The sequence below is a fragment of the Sporosarcina gallistercoris genome, assembly GCF_050459885.1.
In the GTDB taxonomy this organism is placed as follows: domain Bacteria; phylum Bacillota; class Bacilli; order Bacillales_A; family Planococcaceae; genus Sporosarcina; species Sporosarcina gallistercoris_A.
On record NZ_JBCMNO010000012.1, the window covers coordinates 308713 to 324701 of the forward strand.

The 15989-nt window shown below is 44.3% G+C and carries 13 protein-coding genes; 6 read left to right on the plus strand and 7 right to left on the minus strand.

The window, feature by feature from the left end; all coding sequences use genetic code 11:
• Positions 1-17: 17 nt before the first annotated feature.
• The 3 genes from glmM to ABE021_RS08955 all read left to right on the plus strand — a co-directional run bounded on the left by glmM (position 18) and on the right by ABE021_RS08955 (position 3505).
• On the plus strand, positions 18-1367 hold the full coding sequence (gene glmM / locus ABE021_RS08945) for a phosphoglucosamine mutase (protein WP_430288133.1): 1350 nt from the start codon (positions 18-20) through the stop codon (positions 1365-1367).
• Positions 1368-1501: 134 nt separating this feature from the next.
• On the plus strand, positions 1502-3103 hold the full coding sequence (locus tag ABE021_RS08950; RefSeq protein ID WP_430288134.1) for a diguanylate cyclase: 1602 nt from the start codon (positions 1502-1504) through the stop codon (positions 3101-3103).
• A 27-nt stretch (positions 3104-3130) separates the two neighbouring features.
• Entirely contained in the window at positions 3131-3505 is a 375-nt protein-coding gene (locus tag ABE021_RS08955; protein ID WP_430288135.1) for a response regulator transcription factor, read from the plus strand.
• 43 nt (positions 3506-3548) lie between these two features.
• Here ABE021_RS08955 and pstA read toward each other — a convergent pair whose 3' ends face one another.
• The 7 genes from pstA to ABE021_RS08990 form a co-directional block, all read right to left on the minus strand.
• Positions 3549-4433: a phosphate ABC transporter permease PstA gene (gene pstA / locus ABE021_RS08960; RefSeq protein ID WP_430288137.1), complete on the minus strand. Its 885-nt coding sequence runs from the start codon at positions 4431-4433 to the stop codon at positions 3549-3551.
• Between the two features lies 1 nt (position 4434).
• On the minus strand, positions 4435-5391 hold the full coding sequence (gene pstC / locus ABE021_RS08965) for a phosphate ABC transporter permease subunit PstC (protein ID WP_430288138.1): 957 nt from the start codon (positions 5389-5391) through the stop codon (positions 4435-4437).
• A 39-nt stretch (positions 5392-5430) separates the two neighbouring features.
• Entirely contained in the window at positions 5431-6396 is a 966-nt protein-coding gene (locus ABE021_RS08970; protein ID WP_430288194.1) for a PstS family phosphate ABC transporter substrate-binding protein, read from the minus strand.
• On the minus strand, positions 6392-6850 hold the full coding sequence (locus ABE021_RS08975; RefSeq protein WP_430288139.1) for a hypothetical protein: 459 nt from the start codon (positions 6848-6850) through the stop codon (positions 6392-6394). The genes ABE021_RS08970 and ABE021_RS08975 overlap by 5 nt, the downstream gene beginning before the upstream one ends.
• Before the next feature lie 69 nt (positions 6851-6919).
• Complete coding sequence (locus ABE021_RS08980) at positions 6920-9730, minus strand: ATP-binding protein (protein WP_430288141.1); 2811 nt, start codon at positions 9728-9730, stop codon at positions 6920-6922.
• Between the two features lie 141 nt (positions 9731-9871).
• Positions 9872-10684, minus strand: a complete 813-nt coding sequence (pstB, locus tag ABE021_RS08985; RefSeq protein ID WP_430288142.1) for a phosphate ABC transporter ATP-binding protein PstB — start codon at positions 10682-10684, stop codon at positions 9872-9874.
• Between the two features lie 92 nt (positions 10685-10776).
• Positions 10777-11217, minus strand: coding sequence for a YtoQ family protein (locus ABE021_RS08990; RefSeq protein ID WP_430288143.1), 441 nt, complete (start codon positions 11215-11217; stop codon positions 10777-10779).
• A gap of 99 nt (positions 11218-11316) precedes the next feature.
• On the opposite strand from ABE021_RS08990, the gene ABE021_RS08995 reads away from it, so the two are divergent.
• From ABE021_RS08995 to ABE021_RS09005, 3 genes are all read left to right on the plus strand, one after another.
• Positions 11317-12891: an amidohydrolase gene (locus ABE021_RS08995; RefSeq protein WP_430288144.1), complete on the plus strand. Its 1575-nt coding sequence runs from the start codon at positions 11317-11319 to the stop codon at positions 12889-12891.
• A 123-nt stretch (positions 12892-13014) separates the two neighbouring features.
• Entirely contained in the window at positions 13015-15270 is a 2256-nt protein-coding gene (locus ABE021_RS09000; RefSeq protein WP_430288145.1) for an ATP-binding protein, read from the plus strand.
• A gap of 429 nt (positions 15271-15699) precedes the next feature.
• Positions 15700-15900 carry a cold-shock protein gene (locus ABE021_RS09005; protein ID WP_153721042.1) on the plus strand — a complete coding sequence of 67 codons (201 nt, stop codon included), beginning with the start codon at positions 15700-15702 and terminating at the stop codon, positions 15898-15900.
• Positions 15901-15989 lie beyond the last annotated feature (89 nt).

The window sequence follows — 15989 nt, forward strand, 5'->3', positions numbered from 1 at the left end:
CGAAAGGGAGAATGAAAATGACTAAGTATTTCGGCACGGATGGTGTAAGAGGTGTTGCCAATGCAGAATTGACACCGGAACTGGCATTTAAATTAGGTCGTTTCGGCGGTTACGTCCTTACGCAACATTCAACGGAAGTAGCACGTGTTCTTGTAGGAAAAGATACTCGTATTTCTGGTCAAATGCTAGAGAGTGCGTTAATCGCCGGACTCTTGTCAACAGGAGTCGAAGTTATGACCTTAGGCGTAATCAGTACACCAGGAGTCGCTTATTTAACGCGGGCGATGAATGCTCAGGCGGGTGTTATGATTTCTGCTTCTCATAATCCAGTCGAAGACAACGGCATTAAATTCTTTGGAGCAGACGGCTTTAAACTGTCGGACGATCTCGAATCTGAAATAGAGCAGCTATTGAATGCTGAGACAGATACGTTACCTCGCCCGACAGGCGGTAACGTAGGAACGATTACCGAGTACTTCGAAGGCTGTCAAAAATACAATCAGTATTTGAAACAGACAATAGATGGTGATTTTGAAGGTATGCACGTTGTGCTTGATTGTGCACACGGTGCTACTTCCACGATCGCGACACACGTCTTCGCAGATCTGGAAGCCGATCTCACCACGATGGGGGCATCCCCTAATGGGTTGAATATCAATGATGGAGTTGGCTCGACCCACCCTGAAGAACTGGCTAAACTCGTCCTTGAGAAAAATGCTCAAATCGGGCTTGCGTTCGATGGCGATGGAGACCGCTTAATCGCAGTTGATGAAACGGGTGCGATTGTAGACGGAGACCAGATCATGTACGTAATCGGAAGCTACCTCCATTCAAAAGGCGCGTTGAATTCCGATACGATTGTATCGACAGTCATGAGTAATCTTGGATTCTACAAAGCATTAGAAGAACAAGGCATCCATAGCGCACAAACAGCGGTAGGTGACCGTTATGTTGTGGAAGAGATGCGAAGAGGTAATTATAATCTTGGCGGAGAACAATCAGGACATATTGTCTTGCTGGACTACAATACAACAGGAGACGGTCTTATTACCGGTCTGCAGCTGGTGAACATCATGAAGCGGACAGGTAAGAAGTTATCCGAATTGACGAGCGGTATGTCGATTTTCCCTCAAAAGCTGGTAAATATCCGTGTGACGGATAAGCATGCAGTAACGGATAATGCAAAAGTCGCTGCAATTATCAACGAAGTGGAACTTGAAATGGCTGGAGAAGGACGTGTTCTCGTACGACCTTCTGGTACAGAGCCATTGGTTCGAGTAATGGTGGAAGCATCTACAATGGAAGCATGTGAAAGCTACAGCACTCGGATTGTCAATGTGGTCACGCAAGAGATGGGATTGGACTAACTGCATCTTTATGAAGAACTGAAGTTCCTGGATCTTAAAGGGCTTCAGTTCTTTTTCAAAAGAGCATAATAAAATCCAATTCGGGGGATTGAGGGAAGAATAACCGACCGTATATGGGGACGGGGGATGAAAGTTTGGACAACGAGAAGTATCAACGACTATTAACCGAAAACGTCGAGGCGAAATTCACGCAGTGGGACGCTGAAAAAATAGTGAACGAATCGGAATTGTATACGTTTCTACACACGTTAAAAGGGACGGCGGGAACAATTGGCCTCCATGATCTGGCGGAGTTCTGCAGTGCACATTTAGAAATCCTGACTCCAGATGATGAATCGGCAATTCCTATTTCTTCTTTAAAAAACTTTAAGAAAAACGTCCGTCTATTGGCTGATGGCAATAAAAAGAAAAGATGCAATTATGTATTGCCTGACTTATACTTCGATCATTTCGATCAGGAAACGTTCATCTTGATTATTGATGATGATTTGGAGTTTGTTTCATTCGTTAAAGAGTTGTTGGAACAACTGGGTGCACAAGTGCTGATCGCTATGGATGGGAAGCGTGGCATACAACAATTTTACGATATGCAACCGAATATGGTCATGATCGATTTACAACTTCCAGACATGACAGGGCTGGAGGTTTTTGAAAAAATCCGTGATACAGCAAGTGACCGTCATGTAATCTCTATCTTGATGGGCAGCAATCACTCCAATCAAGTGATTACCAAGGCTTATGAGGCAGGACTGATGGACTTCATCAGAAAGCCATTTGAACTGGATCTGTTTTTGCCTTACTTATTTAACAGGGACAAATGGCGAAAAGCAATAGGTCAATCGATAACAACAGACGGATTGACAGGTGTCGGAAATCGCAAGCGTTTGGATGAAATACTGAAGTATTGTGAACGCTTATCGCAGCGAACGGGTCTCCCATTCTCCGTTGTAATGATGGACTTAGACCATTTTAAGAGTGTGAATGATATATATGGACATCCCGCAGGAGATGAAGTGTTAAAGGTTTTCAGTCGAATTGCTCTTGAAGAAACACGGGAGAATGACTATGTCTTCCGCTATGGAGGAGAAGAATTTGCCATACTCATCTCTGGCGATAAGAACGAAGCATATACTTTCGTAGAGCGGTTGCATGAGTCCTTCAATACGTTTGTTTTTGAAGAAGGGGATCGTTCTTTCACTGTCACATTCTCTGCGGGAATCGCGGAGTATGAAGGAAGATTGGAAATGCTTCTTATTGAAGCTGACCAAGCACTTTACCAGGCAAAGCGTACAGGGCGCAACCAGAGTGTCATTTTTAATAAGAATTTAGTGCAAGTAAAGCGTAAACTTCAAGTCATTATTATCGATGATGATCTTCTGATCCGCACAATGTTGGAAGAGGAACTTCGCGGATGGAGCTTGGCGGATATTGATTTATCTGTGAAAATGTTTGAGGATGGAATTTCATTTTTAGCAGCTGATTGGTTTGATCCTGATACGCACTTCATCATCCTGCTTGACGGAATCATGCCAGGTATGGATGGATTGGAAGTGTTAGAACGCCTAAAGAGAAGACCTGATACTAATAATATTTTAGTTTCGATGATGACTGCCCGCACGAGTGAACAAGATATTAAGTCTGCACTTTGGCTAGGTGCTGATGATTATATAATGAAGCCGTTCCAAAAGAATGAAATACTAACGCGGATTCAGAATTTGTCGTCCAGAATGTTTTAAACAATCGACTACACCGGGGGGTCCTACATGGTAGAAAGCAAGAAAATATTGGTGGTCGATGATGAAGAAATCTTGCGGATGCTGATTTCTGATACGCTTTCCTTTGAAGGCTATGCGGTAGAAGAAGCGCAAGACGGTCAAGAAGGGTTTGAAAAGGCGGTAACGGGACATTTCGATGTGATCCTTCTTGATTACATGATGCCGAAACTAACGGGGCCAGAGGTGTTGGAACGCTTGCAGCCACTCAACCTTGGAATTCCGATTATAATGCTGACTGCCAAAGCGCAGCAATCAGATAGAGACTTGGCAGCACATTTTGGGGCAGATTACTTCATGCCTAAACCATTCAGTCCTTCAGAACTTGTAACGCTCGTGAAACAAGTATTGGAAGGGGCAGTTTAAGTTTAAAAAACGCTAGTTCCAGGTTACGGAAACTAGCGTTTTTTTATGCCTTCATGCTGTATTTGTTCCTCAAGTAAATAGCAGACCCGTTTAAAAGGAATAGACTGATGAGCAATACAATACTTGCAGCTGCGGCTAGATGCGCATAGTCTGCAACGAGTGCTGCATCCAATGTCCAATAATAGATTTGCATCGGTAACACTGTGAAACGATCTAAGATTCCGCCTGGAAATGGAATGAGTAGCGCAGGGATTCCAAGGACGACAAGCGGCGCAGTCTCCCCGATAGCTCTTGAGAGAGCCAATATCGCACCCGTCAGAATGGATGGGAGGGCGACCGGTAAAATGACGGATTGTATGGTCTGCCATTTTGTTCCGCCTAGCGCATAAGAGGCATCACCTAGCTGACTAGGAACGGATCGCAAGGCTTCTTGTGCAGCGACAATGACAATCGGGAGGATCAGTAACGATAAGGTCAGGCCTCCGGCGAGTACTACACTTCCGAATCCGAGCGCTCTTACAAAAACGGTCAATCCGAGAATTCCGTAAACGATGGACGGAACGCCAGCAAGATTGGCGATATTGGTCTGGATGAAGGTCCGGGCTTTGCCGTTCTTAGAGTAAAGTTCCAAGTAAACGGCCGACCCGATGCCCACAATCATCGTTACAGGCACTACTACAGCCAGCAACCAGAAGGTACCAAGGACGGCTCCCATAATACCTGCTTTTTCAGGTGTGGTGGAAAAGCGTCCTGTTAGAAAGTCGAGGGAGAGCCAGCTTATCCCTTCAGACGTGATCCGGACTAACAAAATTCCCATGATGACAATTCCGAATAGGGCAGCAGCTCCAAATAGTACTTTAGCCGATCGGTCAGCGAGTAGACGGAAACGAATTCTGGATGGACTGGATGGTTGTCGGGTATGGAGCATATTAGTAGACCTCCCGGAATTTGCGTGCGATTTTTCCAGCAAGTAAATTCATGATTAACGTCGCGGCGAATAGAGTCATCGCAACTGCGTAAAGACTGTAGTAAACGGTGGAACCTGCCGCCGCATCGCCGCTCGTGACTTCAACGATATAAGCGGTCATGGTTTGCATGGATTCCGTGATATCGAACGTGAAGTTCTTGGAGCTCCCGCTTGCGATTGCGACAATCATCGTTTCACCGAGTGCGCGTGATATCCCAAGGACAAAGGATGCGATAATGCCGGAAAGCGCTGCAGGAACGACCACTTTTAAAGCGGTTTCCAGTTTAGTGGCGCCAAGTGCTGCGGATCCTTCTCTCATTGCTTCAGGGACAGACTGCATCGCATCTTCCGAAAGTGAAGCGATCATCGGAATGATCATCACTCCCATTACGAGGCCGGGACTCAGGATATTTGTAGCTTCCAAGCCGGGAATCCATTCTTTAAGCAGCGGTGTCACAAAAGTGAATGCGAAGAACCCGTAAACGATTGTCGGGACACCCGCTAATAATTCCAGTGCAGGTTTGAGGATGCTGCGAACTCTTCGTGAAGCGTATTCACTTAAGTAGATTGCTGCCATGAGACCAATTGGACCCGCAACCAAGATGGCAATACCGGAAGAAACCAGAGTCCCCATTACAAGTGGGAGAATCCCGTATTCAGGTGTTTGGCTCAGGGGTTTCAACACAGTACCTGTAAAGAAGTCGACTATGGGAACGGCTTTGAAAAATTCAACGGTCTCAGTCAATAAAATTACGAGAATCCCTACCGTCGTGAAGACGGATAGGGAAGCAAGTAGGAACAGAAACCGTGGGATCCATGTTTCTATCATTTTTCTAAACGATTTCTGGTCCTGATTGTGGCGGATGAGGTCACGAATGTTGTTTCCGCTACTTGAGTTAGCTTGGAATGGAGATGTCATTACCTCGCATCCTCCTTTTCTGCAATGAAGTTCCGTATCTTATTGATCACCAAGTGAGTTCAGGAAGTCCAGATTCTCTTTGCTTTCATTTTCAGGAATCGGTGCAAATCCGGTTTCACCAGCCATCTTATTCGCATTGTTTAAAATGTATTTTGCATAGTCGAGTACTTGAGGCTTTTCTTTAGCATGCCCGACATTCAGATAAGTGAAGACAGGACGAGTGAATGCTGCATAATCACCATCTTCTGCAATTGTTTCAAGAGAAGGTTCAACCGGCCCTTTTCCAAAGTCTACAGGTACTGCTTGGAGCTTTTCTTGGTTGCCTGCATAATAGCCATAACCGAAAAATGCTATGCCGTTCTTGTCTTCTGATACAAGGGTAACGAGTGTTGAGTAGTCTTGTTGTAAGTTAACGGAAGGCTTCAAATCTTGTTCTTCCAACACTTTTTCATAGAAGAACTCATAAGTTCCATGATTTTCGTTCGGCCCCATAGGCTTGATTTCTTCGTCTGGCCAAGAAGGATCGAGATCCGACCATTTAGTTACATCACCATCTGCCGTGAAAATGCGTATGAGTTGTTCAGGTGTCAGTGAATCCACCCAGTCATTGTCCTTATTGACGACGAATGTGAGACCGTCCAATGCGAGTTTGAGCTCTTTCACTTCGATCCCTGCATCTTTTGCAGCTTGGCTTTCTTCTTCTTTTATAGTACGAGAAGCATCATTGAAATCTGTTCCATCTTTCGCAAGGAATTTCTTGAAGCCAGCACTTGTACCTGCTCGGCTCACTTCTACAGAAACCCCTTCTTGTTCTTCTAGCATATAGTTTTCAGCAAGTTTCGCCATGAGAGGGTAGACGGTTCCTGAACCATCGATGAGGACGCTTCCTTCAAGCTCTGCAGATGCTGTGGCGGAAGCTGTTTTACTTTCTTCGTCCTTTGCGCTACAAGCTGTGAGTGCGAGAGCCGCCACTCCGATAAGAATGGTTTTTTGAATGGATTTAATCAATGAATGTTCTCCCCTTTGTGTATGTTTTTCGTCTCTTACAACTTTTAGTATAGGGGCGGAGTGTAAAGGCAGTATGGGAGAAGTGTAAAGACTGTGTAAAGATGAGAAAGGGGGAGCGAGTGGAGAACCTGCTCGTTCTGGCAATCAACCCGTCCGTTCCGGCGTCCAACCCGCTCGTTTCGACGAGGAACCCGCTCATTCCGGTGAGCAACCCGCTCGTTTCAGCGTCCAACCCGCCCGTTCCAGCGAGGAACCCGCTCGTTCCGGCGTCCAACCCGCTCGTTTCGACGAGGAACCCGCTCGTTTCAGCGTTCAACCCGCCCGTTCCAGCGAGGAACCCGCTCGTTTCGGCGTCCAACCCGCTCGTTTCGACGAGGAACCCGCTCATTCCGACGAGGAACCCGCCCGTTTCGACGAGGAACCCGCTCGTTTCAGCGTCCAACCCGCTCATTCCAACACTCAACCCACTCAAAAAGCCACGGGGAGACGCAGGAACTTCCTGCTCACCCAGTGGCTTATGTTATTCGTCATTCATAGGGTATAAAATTCGCCCGTCCTCCACATTCAGCGTTTCAGCAACTGTTTCCGTAAGGGTTCGAAGAGGAAACGGCTTCGTCATGTAGTGATTGATCCCGAATTTGCGCGTCAACTCTTCTTCCCGTTCCAGCGCTGAGGAGATGATGATCGGGATTTGACGCGTCTCCGCATCATCCTTTAACATGCCGATTAAATCCCAACCGGTCAGTTCCTCTTGAAGCATCAAGTCGATGACCATACAGTCGGGATGGTGCTCTTTAGCATAGGCGAACGAACTCGCTACGTCCTGGAAGTGAAATACCTCATATTCATGAGCTCTCAATTCTTCCTCCAATAACAGCGCTATGCTAGGGTCGTCTTCGACCACAACAACTGCGGGTAAGCTGGACCGCTCGGGCAACCTAGATTGGGAAGGCTTCAAAGGAATGGTGAAGCTGACAGCAGTTCCAACATTTTCTTTCGACTCCACTGTGATTTCCCCACCATGTTTTTCAACGATTTTACGGCAAATCGCAAGCCCCAGTCCGGTTCCTCCTATTTTTCTACGGTACGTATTATCAAACCGATAAAACTTTTCAAACATATGCTTTAATTCATCCGTCGGAATTCCAATTCCTTGGTCCTGGACGGTGACTTTCAAATACGCGTCTTGTGAATCAAATGCCACAATCACGTCTCCGCCATCTGGGGAAAACTTAATGGCGTTGCTGAGCAGATTGGTAAACACTTGAACAAGTCGATCTGAATCTCCTACACAAATCGTTTGTTCACTGTTCACCTGAAGAGCAATCGAATGCTTATCCTGTGTCGCAAAGTTTTGAATGGTTTGCTGAGCAATGTCCGCCATGTCCACTTCCTGCATCGTATATTCCTGGTTTCCTGATTCCATCCGCTGCACATCCAAAAAGTCGTTGATGAGAGAAGTCAGACGTTTTGTTTCTTTATAAATCGCATCGAGATAACGGGAGCGCCTTGTGCTATCCATCTCTTTTCCGATAAGGAGCTCTGTAAATCCGAGAATACTGGATAGCGGAGTACGCAGTTCGTGACTAACTGTAGATACGAGTTCTGTTTTCATTTTATCCACTTCAAACGCCTGGGTGATATCCCTGTGGACAAACAAGGAACCAATCCGTTGCCCTTCATAGTGCACAGGAGAGCCATATAACGAAATCACTTTCGTATCTGCACCTTCGACTGTATAGACAGTCTCTGCCAGTCGTCCTGAGTCATCGTTAAGAACCCCATTGATAAATCCTGCTAATACTTCAGGGTCAGAAGTGAGTCCAGCAAGTCTCTCTCTCCAATCGGTCAGTTTGAACATGCCAGAGGGTTGTCCTATCAAGACTGAAAGGGCGTCATTCACCTGAACAGAAGTTCCTTCAGTTGAAACGAATTGAATGCCTTCCTCCAGATTATCCAAGATGGTCTGGTTCAATCGGCGTTCCTTATTCATGAGAGCGTACTGATCAATGCGATCGATTGCAAAGGATATGCGATTAGCAAGACCGAATAAGTCGGACTGGTCTTCTTCTGAAAATTCGCGGGAGGATCGGGTTAAAACTAAGAGTGCTGTATACGTATCCTCTGTTAGATAAGGAGCTGCATAGAAATCATATGCGATAGAACCATTATCGAGCTGACGTTCCAATTGAAAATAATGTTCAGTTTTCAATCGATTCAACACATACTGCCTTTGTACGTCAGGAAAGCTGGCATAGTCCTCTTCAGAAATTCCATGGAGGATATGTGAATTATTTGAAGGAATGTAAATGATCCCTCTGTCAATCAAAAACAGGTTGTCTAAATAGTTGAGTGTCGCCGTTGCAATTCCTTGAGTGTCATCTGAGAAAGACAGTAGATGACTAAGTCCGTTATAGCGTTCAAGACGTAGTTTTGCATAACGCGCTTCCGATAAGGCATCTTCTAACTTTCTTTGACGAGTAAATAATTCGTCTTGCTGTGAAAGCAACTCATCTTGTTGTGACAAGAGTTCTTCATTTTGTGCTAGAAGTTCCTGTTCTTTTTTTTGAATGGTAGTCATCATGCTCGAAAAAGAACTGGAAAGGGAACCGAGTTCATCGTCTCGTTTTTCAGGTTCGTAGTTCACATCCTGATTTGCTAAATAGCGCCCAGTTGCATTGGTCATAGACTCAATAGGAGCAATTAGCTTACTGATGACACGCCAGCTAAGGATAATCAGGAACAACAATGCACTTAGAGCGACTGAAAAAATGACGATGTAAAGTAGGTTTAGCTCCCGTTCAGATTTTTTATTGAACAGATTTCGGGCTTCTTCCGCTTGTTCCTCATATTGCTTGGCATATTTAATGAATTGGTTTACAGATAGGTTGGTGCCCCCTCCTGACAAACGCCGCAATCCTTCATAATCGTCAGCATCCACATAGGCAATTGCTTTGGGGAGAATATTCTTTTCGTAATTTGAAATGAATCTATCAATTTCACCAGTGTACTGGACTTCTTTCTCCGTCAACTCCATAGCGGTTAACTGAGTGTTCACCTCGCGTATATGCCGCAGCTCCGCACGGGCTAGTTGAAGTTCTTCTTCCATCTTAAATGCATAAAATCCTCGCGCTCGAAAAAAGAGATTCGAAATACTTTCTGAGAGTTCCGTAATGACTTCTCCTTTTTCAACTTGCTGAGCTAACTCTGCGTGACGCTTTTCGAACATCCAGGTACTATAATAATAGGAAATTCCTAGTAATAAGAGTAGAGAGGACGATAACGCGACTATAATTCGAATGAAATAGGTACGAATGCTCTTTTTACGCACAGTACACCTCGTCTTTTTCTAATTTGATACTTCTATTCTATCACGATGAATAATTCCACGTAGTGGTATTTTTGCCTATAATGAAAAAATCTACAGAAAAAAGCCTTCTCCCAGTTTGCGTAGGAAAAGGCTTGCCGTCAATTACCCGAAACGGCCATTTACATAATCATCCGTTAAGTGACTAGTTGGATTCTGGAAGATGGCTTCCGTACGGTCGTATTCTACGACTTCACCGTGCAGGAAGAAGGCGGTGCGATCGGATATCCGTGCAGCTTGCTGCATGTTGTGCGTCACGATGACGATAGAGACGTCTTTTTTCAATTCGCCGATCAATTCTTCCACTTTATTGGTGGACACCGGGTCCAGTGCAGAAGTGGGTTCGTCCATAAGCAAAACAGAAGGCTCGATTGCGAGTGAGCGGGCGATACAAAGTCGCTGCTGCTGACCGCCGGAAAGCCCGAATGCGCTGGCCGTCAAACGGTCTTTCACTTCGTCCCACAATGCAGCTTTTTTTAGGCTGTTTTCCACGATTTCGTCTAACATCGCTTTTTTACGGATTCCATGTAGTTTCGGTCCATAAGCGACGTTGTCATAAATCGATTTCGGGAAAGGATTGGGCTTTTGGAATACCATACCTACTTCAGAGCGTAAACGTTCCACAGTTGCGTGCAGCAAATCGGTTTCTTTAAACTGGGCCGACCCGGAAATGCGTACTGCCGGGTTGGTTTCCACCATCCGGTTCAATGTTTTAAGATAGGTGGATTTACCACACCCGGATGGTCCGATGATTGCTGTCACTTCGTTTTCGAAAATCGTCAAATCAATATTTTTTAGTGCGTGAGTGTCCCCATACCATACGTTCAGACTTTCCGTAGTGAAAATCGCTGCGGGCGCTTCGGTTTGTGCAACGACTCGCGACCGAGTGGCCGGACGGTAGTTCGTTAATGTAGTCATGCGCGCTGCCCCTCTCTTGTAACTTCTTCCTCAGTATAGAGAAGAAATGTTGAGGGGGTGTGAAGGGAGTGTAAAGATTGTGTAAAGTTTGGTCATTCGAAGATATACTTGAGCGCTTTTAACGCTTGGTCAGGCGTTTCTACAGTGGCATGGGCTTTTCTGGAGAGTTCCTTGAGTGCATGATGATGCTCATGCGGGCGTATTAAAATCAATGGTTTGTTGAGTGCGACAGCAGTACTTGCATCCATGGCCGTATTCCATTGCTTGTACTTTTCACCGAACAATGCGATGACCAAGTCGCATTTCTTCAGTAGCAATTCTGTCCGTAAGTTATTGAAGCTCGACGCAGCAGCATCTTTAGCAACCGCATCATGTTGTGTACCTAGGATTTCCTCCCCGATGTTGTCCGAACGGTCGTGGTCTAACATTGGACCGTAGAACGTCACAGGCAATCGCAGTGCAGCCGCTTTTTCTTTGACTTCGTCACGCCAAGAGCTGTGGATTTCACCTGCTAAGTATACCGATAATTCCATTTGGATCTCCTCCTAAGTTTTAAGTAACTTCATTGTAGCAGAATATTGCCTCAAATTGTCACGGCGAGTACACTAAAGAAAAAGGGGAGCGATGGGGATATGAAAACAATTTGGAAAAATGGCAGGATTTATACGATGGAAAAAGAAGGGGAGACAGTAGAAGCTGTTTTGACTGAAGATGGGGCGGTTCTCGAAGTTGGAACACTAGAGAGTTTACGTGAACATGCCGATAACCAAGTGGATCTGCAAGGGGCAGTCATGTATCCGGGTTTCATCGATAGCCATATGCATATGATCGGACATGGAAGTCGGTTGCTCCAACTGGATCTATCATACGTTACCTCTGCTGAACAAATGCTTGGACGTTTAAAGGAAGCAGCAGCGGATCATCCGGCAGGCGAATGGTTCACAGCGGACGGATGGAACGAAAACAACTTCGAGGATCATCGGATAGTGACCCGGTCAGAGCTGGACTCAATCAGTACATCACCCTTGTTTTTGAAACGGACGTGCCGTCACGCGGCGCTTGCCAATTCTAAGGCATTGGAACTGGCGGGTATTACAAAAGAGACACCCGATCCTGACAACGGAACGATTGTCAGGGATGAGTCCGGTGAAGCAACGGGATTGTTACTTGAAGGGGCTGCGGATCTTGTAGAAGCAGCCATTCCGGTACCGGACGAAGCGGCACTTACACGTGCGTTGCAGGCTTCCGTCGAAGACTTGCTGGCACGAGGAATCACAGGGGCAGTGACCGATGATCTTGGGTATTATGCAGACTACCGGAATCCGCTGCAAGCGTTCCGGAATGTCATTGGGGAAGACAAGCTTAAATTCCGTGCCCATTTACTGCGACGTTCTACGGTCTTTCAATCACTGATGGAAGATGAAGCGACGTATGATGAACCTTGGATCCATGGGGGGGAGATGAAGTTCTTCATCGATGGGGCTTTGGGCGGCAGAACTGCACTGTTAAGTAAACCCTATTCCGATGACCCGGGGAATTCGGGAATGGCCGTCCTGACGGATGAAGAGATCCGTGAGAATATTGTACTTGCCCGTCGATACGGGGAAGCTGTGGCGGTCCATACGATCGGCGACAAAGCATTGGAGAAATTACTCGATGTACTTGAAGTGAACCCGCCTGCAGCAGGTAAGCGGGACCGCATCATTCACGTCAACGTGCTGAGTGACGAACTGGTCGATCGTATGGAGAAATTGCCGGTCATCCTCGACATCCAGCCGGTGTTTGTATCATCCGACTTCCCATGGGCCAAAGCCCGTCTTGGTGAAGATCGCATGGACTGGGCATATGCTTGGAAAAGGCTCATTGAACGCGGTTTCATCTGCGGGGGAGGCTCGGATGCCCCAGTCGAAGAAGTGGATCCGCTAATCGGCATCTATGCAGCAGCATATCGCCGGAAGCCAGGAGAAACGCACGAAGGTTATGGGCCGCAGGAGAAACTGAGCCGCTTTGAATCTGTTGCACTCTTTACTACCGGAAGTGCGGCAACAATGGACAAAGCAGAAAGCCGCGGTAAAATCGCAAAAGGTTTTGACGCCGACTTCACCATCCTGGATCGGGATTTGCTGACAGTGGACAGTGAAGACCTATTGAAAGCAAAAACTGTTATGACGGTTGTGGCTGGGGAAATCATGTATAAAGGGAAATAGAATTTTTCATGTTAAGTTGCGCGGTTGGTAAGAGATGATTCACACAGGAGTGTTTTGTTGTGTACGAACAATCTATACGAGTTGCCTAAGAATTCCTAAAATAAGACATGTAGGTGATCTATTATGATAAAAGATTTAGAGGGAATATCAAAAGGGCTGCATTTATACACTATAGACGATATTATTCAGCAGGTTAGCGGAGAATTTCTGAAGTTAACAGGTTATAAAGAGTGTGAGTTGATTGGGATATCGCTTATTGAATTAGGGGGGCTATTAAAATTCGAGCACCAAGTATCATTTCAGAATATTAGTGATAGACAAAATTTGTATATTTTCAATAGTGACAATTTACCAATCGAAGTGAAAGTCCGCTTTGATAGGTTAGGTGATGAAAACCATAAAGTATTCCACTTTGAAGAACAGAAAGATTTAGCGCTGGAATTCACGTTAAATAATTATGGCGGCAGCGAAACGAACAATAATGGATGTACAGCCGTATTTAGCTATCCGGATTGTATTCTGCTTAGCCATGATGAAAACTATATCAAAATGATGAAAGAGATGAATAGTGTCTCTGACAATCTGCTTGGGAAATGTCCATCCTTCCCAATGAATATTTCAGAATTACTAAAACGAGGGACATCTTGTCATGAATTTGAAGTAGAATCACGCGGCGCGGCCGGAGCCCCTGCTTATTGGGACATAAATGTAAAAATGATAGCAGGCGTCGCGACAAGGCAGTATGTAGTAATTTCTTTTTATGATGTCACGAAGAAGACCCAAGAGAGAAAACGCCTCACAAAACAAAAAAGTGAAATGGAATTCATACTCGACAATATGTCAGATGTCGTAAATATTCTGGATAAGGACGGAGTGTGTACGTATAAAAATAAAGCGGGCGAGCAATTTCCAGCTCCTTACCCTCAGAATTTAATGTCAGTAAACAGCAAACGGGAATCCCATTCTTTTAGAGTGGATGATACAAATGGAGAGAAAATATCAATTGAAGATATTCCTGAACGAAAGGTGTTAAGAGGAGAAAAATTCTCCAAACGTATGGTTATTGGAACAAGCGAACAGCCGACTGCTTACTATGAATGTGAAGGTACACCTATCTATGATGAGCAAGGGAATATAGAGGGGGGGATCCTGATCTATAAAACTAGTCAACCGGGTATTGAAAATGGAGAATACACAGCATTGCAAGAAAGTGTAGATGAGATCTCCATGTACTATGCGTCGTTTTCTCACAAAGATTATAAAATAAATTATCTGAATCGGTTTGCATTGAAAGCCTTCAAAGAAGAATGGCCAGAGATAAAAGCGGAGTCGGATATCATAGGGAAAAACTTTTTTAATTACTATAGGACCGAAGATTTGGAGGAACTGATTTGTAATATTGATGAATCTATTGAAAAACGCTCCTCCTATCTGCATAAATTGGAGTTTACTAAAGACGGGATAACTTATCATACGAAAACAATCTTCCAGCCTATTATCAATCAAAATAATAAAGTGGAGAAGATAATTGCTTTAGGAATAGATATATCTGATGAAGAACTGGCAAACAAAACCATGGAGAAACTTCTGAAAGATCAAGAAGAATTATTCATTAACACTTCCCATGAACTAAAGACTCCATTAACAGTAATATTTAGCGGCGCTCAATTATTGAATTTGTATTTGGAACGGGATTCTTTAGAAGAATATAGAGAAGATATTCAAAGTGTCACTAAAATGACAATGGGGAATTGTTATAGGCTGAACAGACTCGTAAATAATATACTGGATATTTCTAAAATAGAATACGGGCTGTATGAATTGAACTTATCCAATTACAATGTTGTTGAGATTGTTGAGGATATTGTGGAATCAGTTTCCCAATACACGAAATCAAAAGGTATCAAAATCATATTTGACCCGGATCTTGAAGAACTGATGATGGCGCTCGATGTTTCTAAATTTGATAGGATTCTCCTGAACCTGATATCGAATGCAATTAAGTTCTCCATTCCCGGTGAAACGATATTAATAAGGCTCGTGAAAAAAGACGATCATACTGTATGTATCTCTGTAAAAGATGAAGGGATAGGAATAGCTCAAAAGAATGTAGAGGCGATCTTCAAGAAATTCACACAGCTGAATAGGAATTTTAACCGTATAGCTGAAGGGACTGGCCTCGGATTACCCATAGCCAAATCGTTAGCTGAGCTTCACGGAGGCAGTATAAGTGTAGAGAGTATTTTAGACGAAGGGAGTACGTTCACCTTAGAACTTCCTATTACAATTATGGACACTGGATCCGGTAAACATGTCGATAACAATAAAATGGATAGAGTAGAGTTAATAAAATATGAGTTTTCGGATATTTATTTTTAAGAGAATCGTTGAATAGGTTAAATGACCTCAGAATAATGAAGAGATTAAAACTTTACTAAGAGAGAAACTTCTATATAAACCCGAAGCAATGCATCTGAACATTTGAAGTCTTCCAGTTCAGGTCATCGTGTACGATTCATACGATCACTTTAAAACGGCCGTAGGGGGCGGATCCATACGGGAGATTTTAGCTTAAAACTAAAAAAAACCCAAATAGGAAAGCGTCCTCTTTACGTTACAAGTTGGATCTGCTTGTCTGTGTTTTTTAGATGGATCAAACTAGTTGCTATTTCATCAGATACCTGTTATTCTAAGGGAGTATTATCTTTGTTCTTTTTCAGATTGAGAAAATATTTTGTTTTTCGTCTAAGGTATTTGAGCAAGTATAGTAACATATTGTGTGGATATTCACACTAGGAGGCAATAATTATGGAACAAGGTACAGTTAAGTGGTTTAATGCAGAAAAAGGTTTTGGATTCATCGAGCGTGAAGCAGGGGAAGACGTATTCGTACATTTCTCAGCAATCCAGAGCGACGGTTTCAAATCTTTAGACGAAGGTCAAAGTGTAACATTTGAAATTGAGCAAGGACAACGTGGCCTACAAGCTACTAACGTTCAAAAAGCTTAATAACAGCTGAAAAAGACCCTACTTGTAGGGTCTTTTTTTATGTCTAATTGCGGACTGATTAGTAGACGGCAGGCCCGAAATTCGGGTCT

Coding starts and splice junctions, on each gene's coding strand:
- glmM (WP_430288133.1), top strand. CDS start 18: ATGACTAAGTATTTCGGCACGGATGGTGTAAGAGGTGTTGCCAATGCA.
- ABE021_RS08955 (WP_430288135.1), top strand. CDS start 3,131: ATGGTAGAAAGCAAGAAAATATTGGTGGTCGATGATGAAGAAATCTTG.
- pstA (WP_430288137.1), bottom strand. CDS start 4,433: ATGCTCCATACCCGACAACCATCCAGTCCATCCAGAATTCGTTTCCGT.
- pstC (WP_430288138.1), bottom strand. CDS start 5,391: ATGACATCTCCATTCCAAGCTAACTCAAGTAGCGGAAACAACATTCGT.
- ABE021_RS08975 (WP_430288139.1), bottom strand. CDS start 6,850: ATGAGCGGGTTGGACGCTGAAACGAGCGGGTTCCTCGTCGAAACGGGC.
- pstB (WP_430288142.1), bottom strand. CDS start 10,684: ATGACTACATTAACGAACTACCGTCCGGCCACTCGGTCGCGAGTCGTT.
- ABE021_RS08990 (WP_430288143.1), bottom strand. CDS start 11,217: ATGGAATTATCGGTATACTTAGCAGGTGAAATCCACAGCTCTTGGCGT.
- ABE021_RS08995 (WP_430288144.1), top strand. CDS start 11,317: ATGAAAACAATTTGGAAAAATGGCAGGATTTATACGATGGAAAAAGAA.
- ABE021_RS09000 (WP_430288145.1), top strand. CDS start 13,015: ATGATAAAAGATTTAGAGGGAATATCAAAAGGGCTGCATTTATACACT.
- ABE021_RS09005 (WP_153721042.1), top strand. CDS start 15,700: ATGGAACAAGGTACAGTTAAGTGGTTTAATGCAGAAAAAGGTTTTGGA.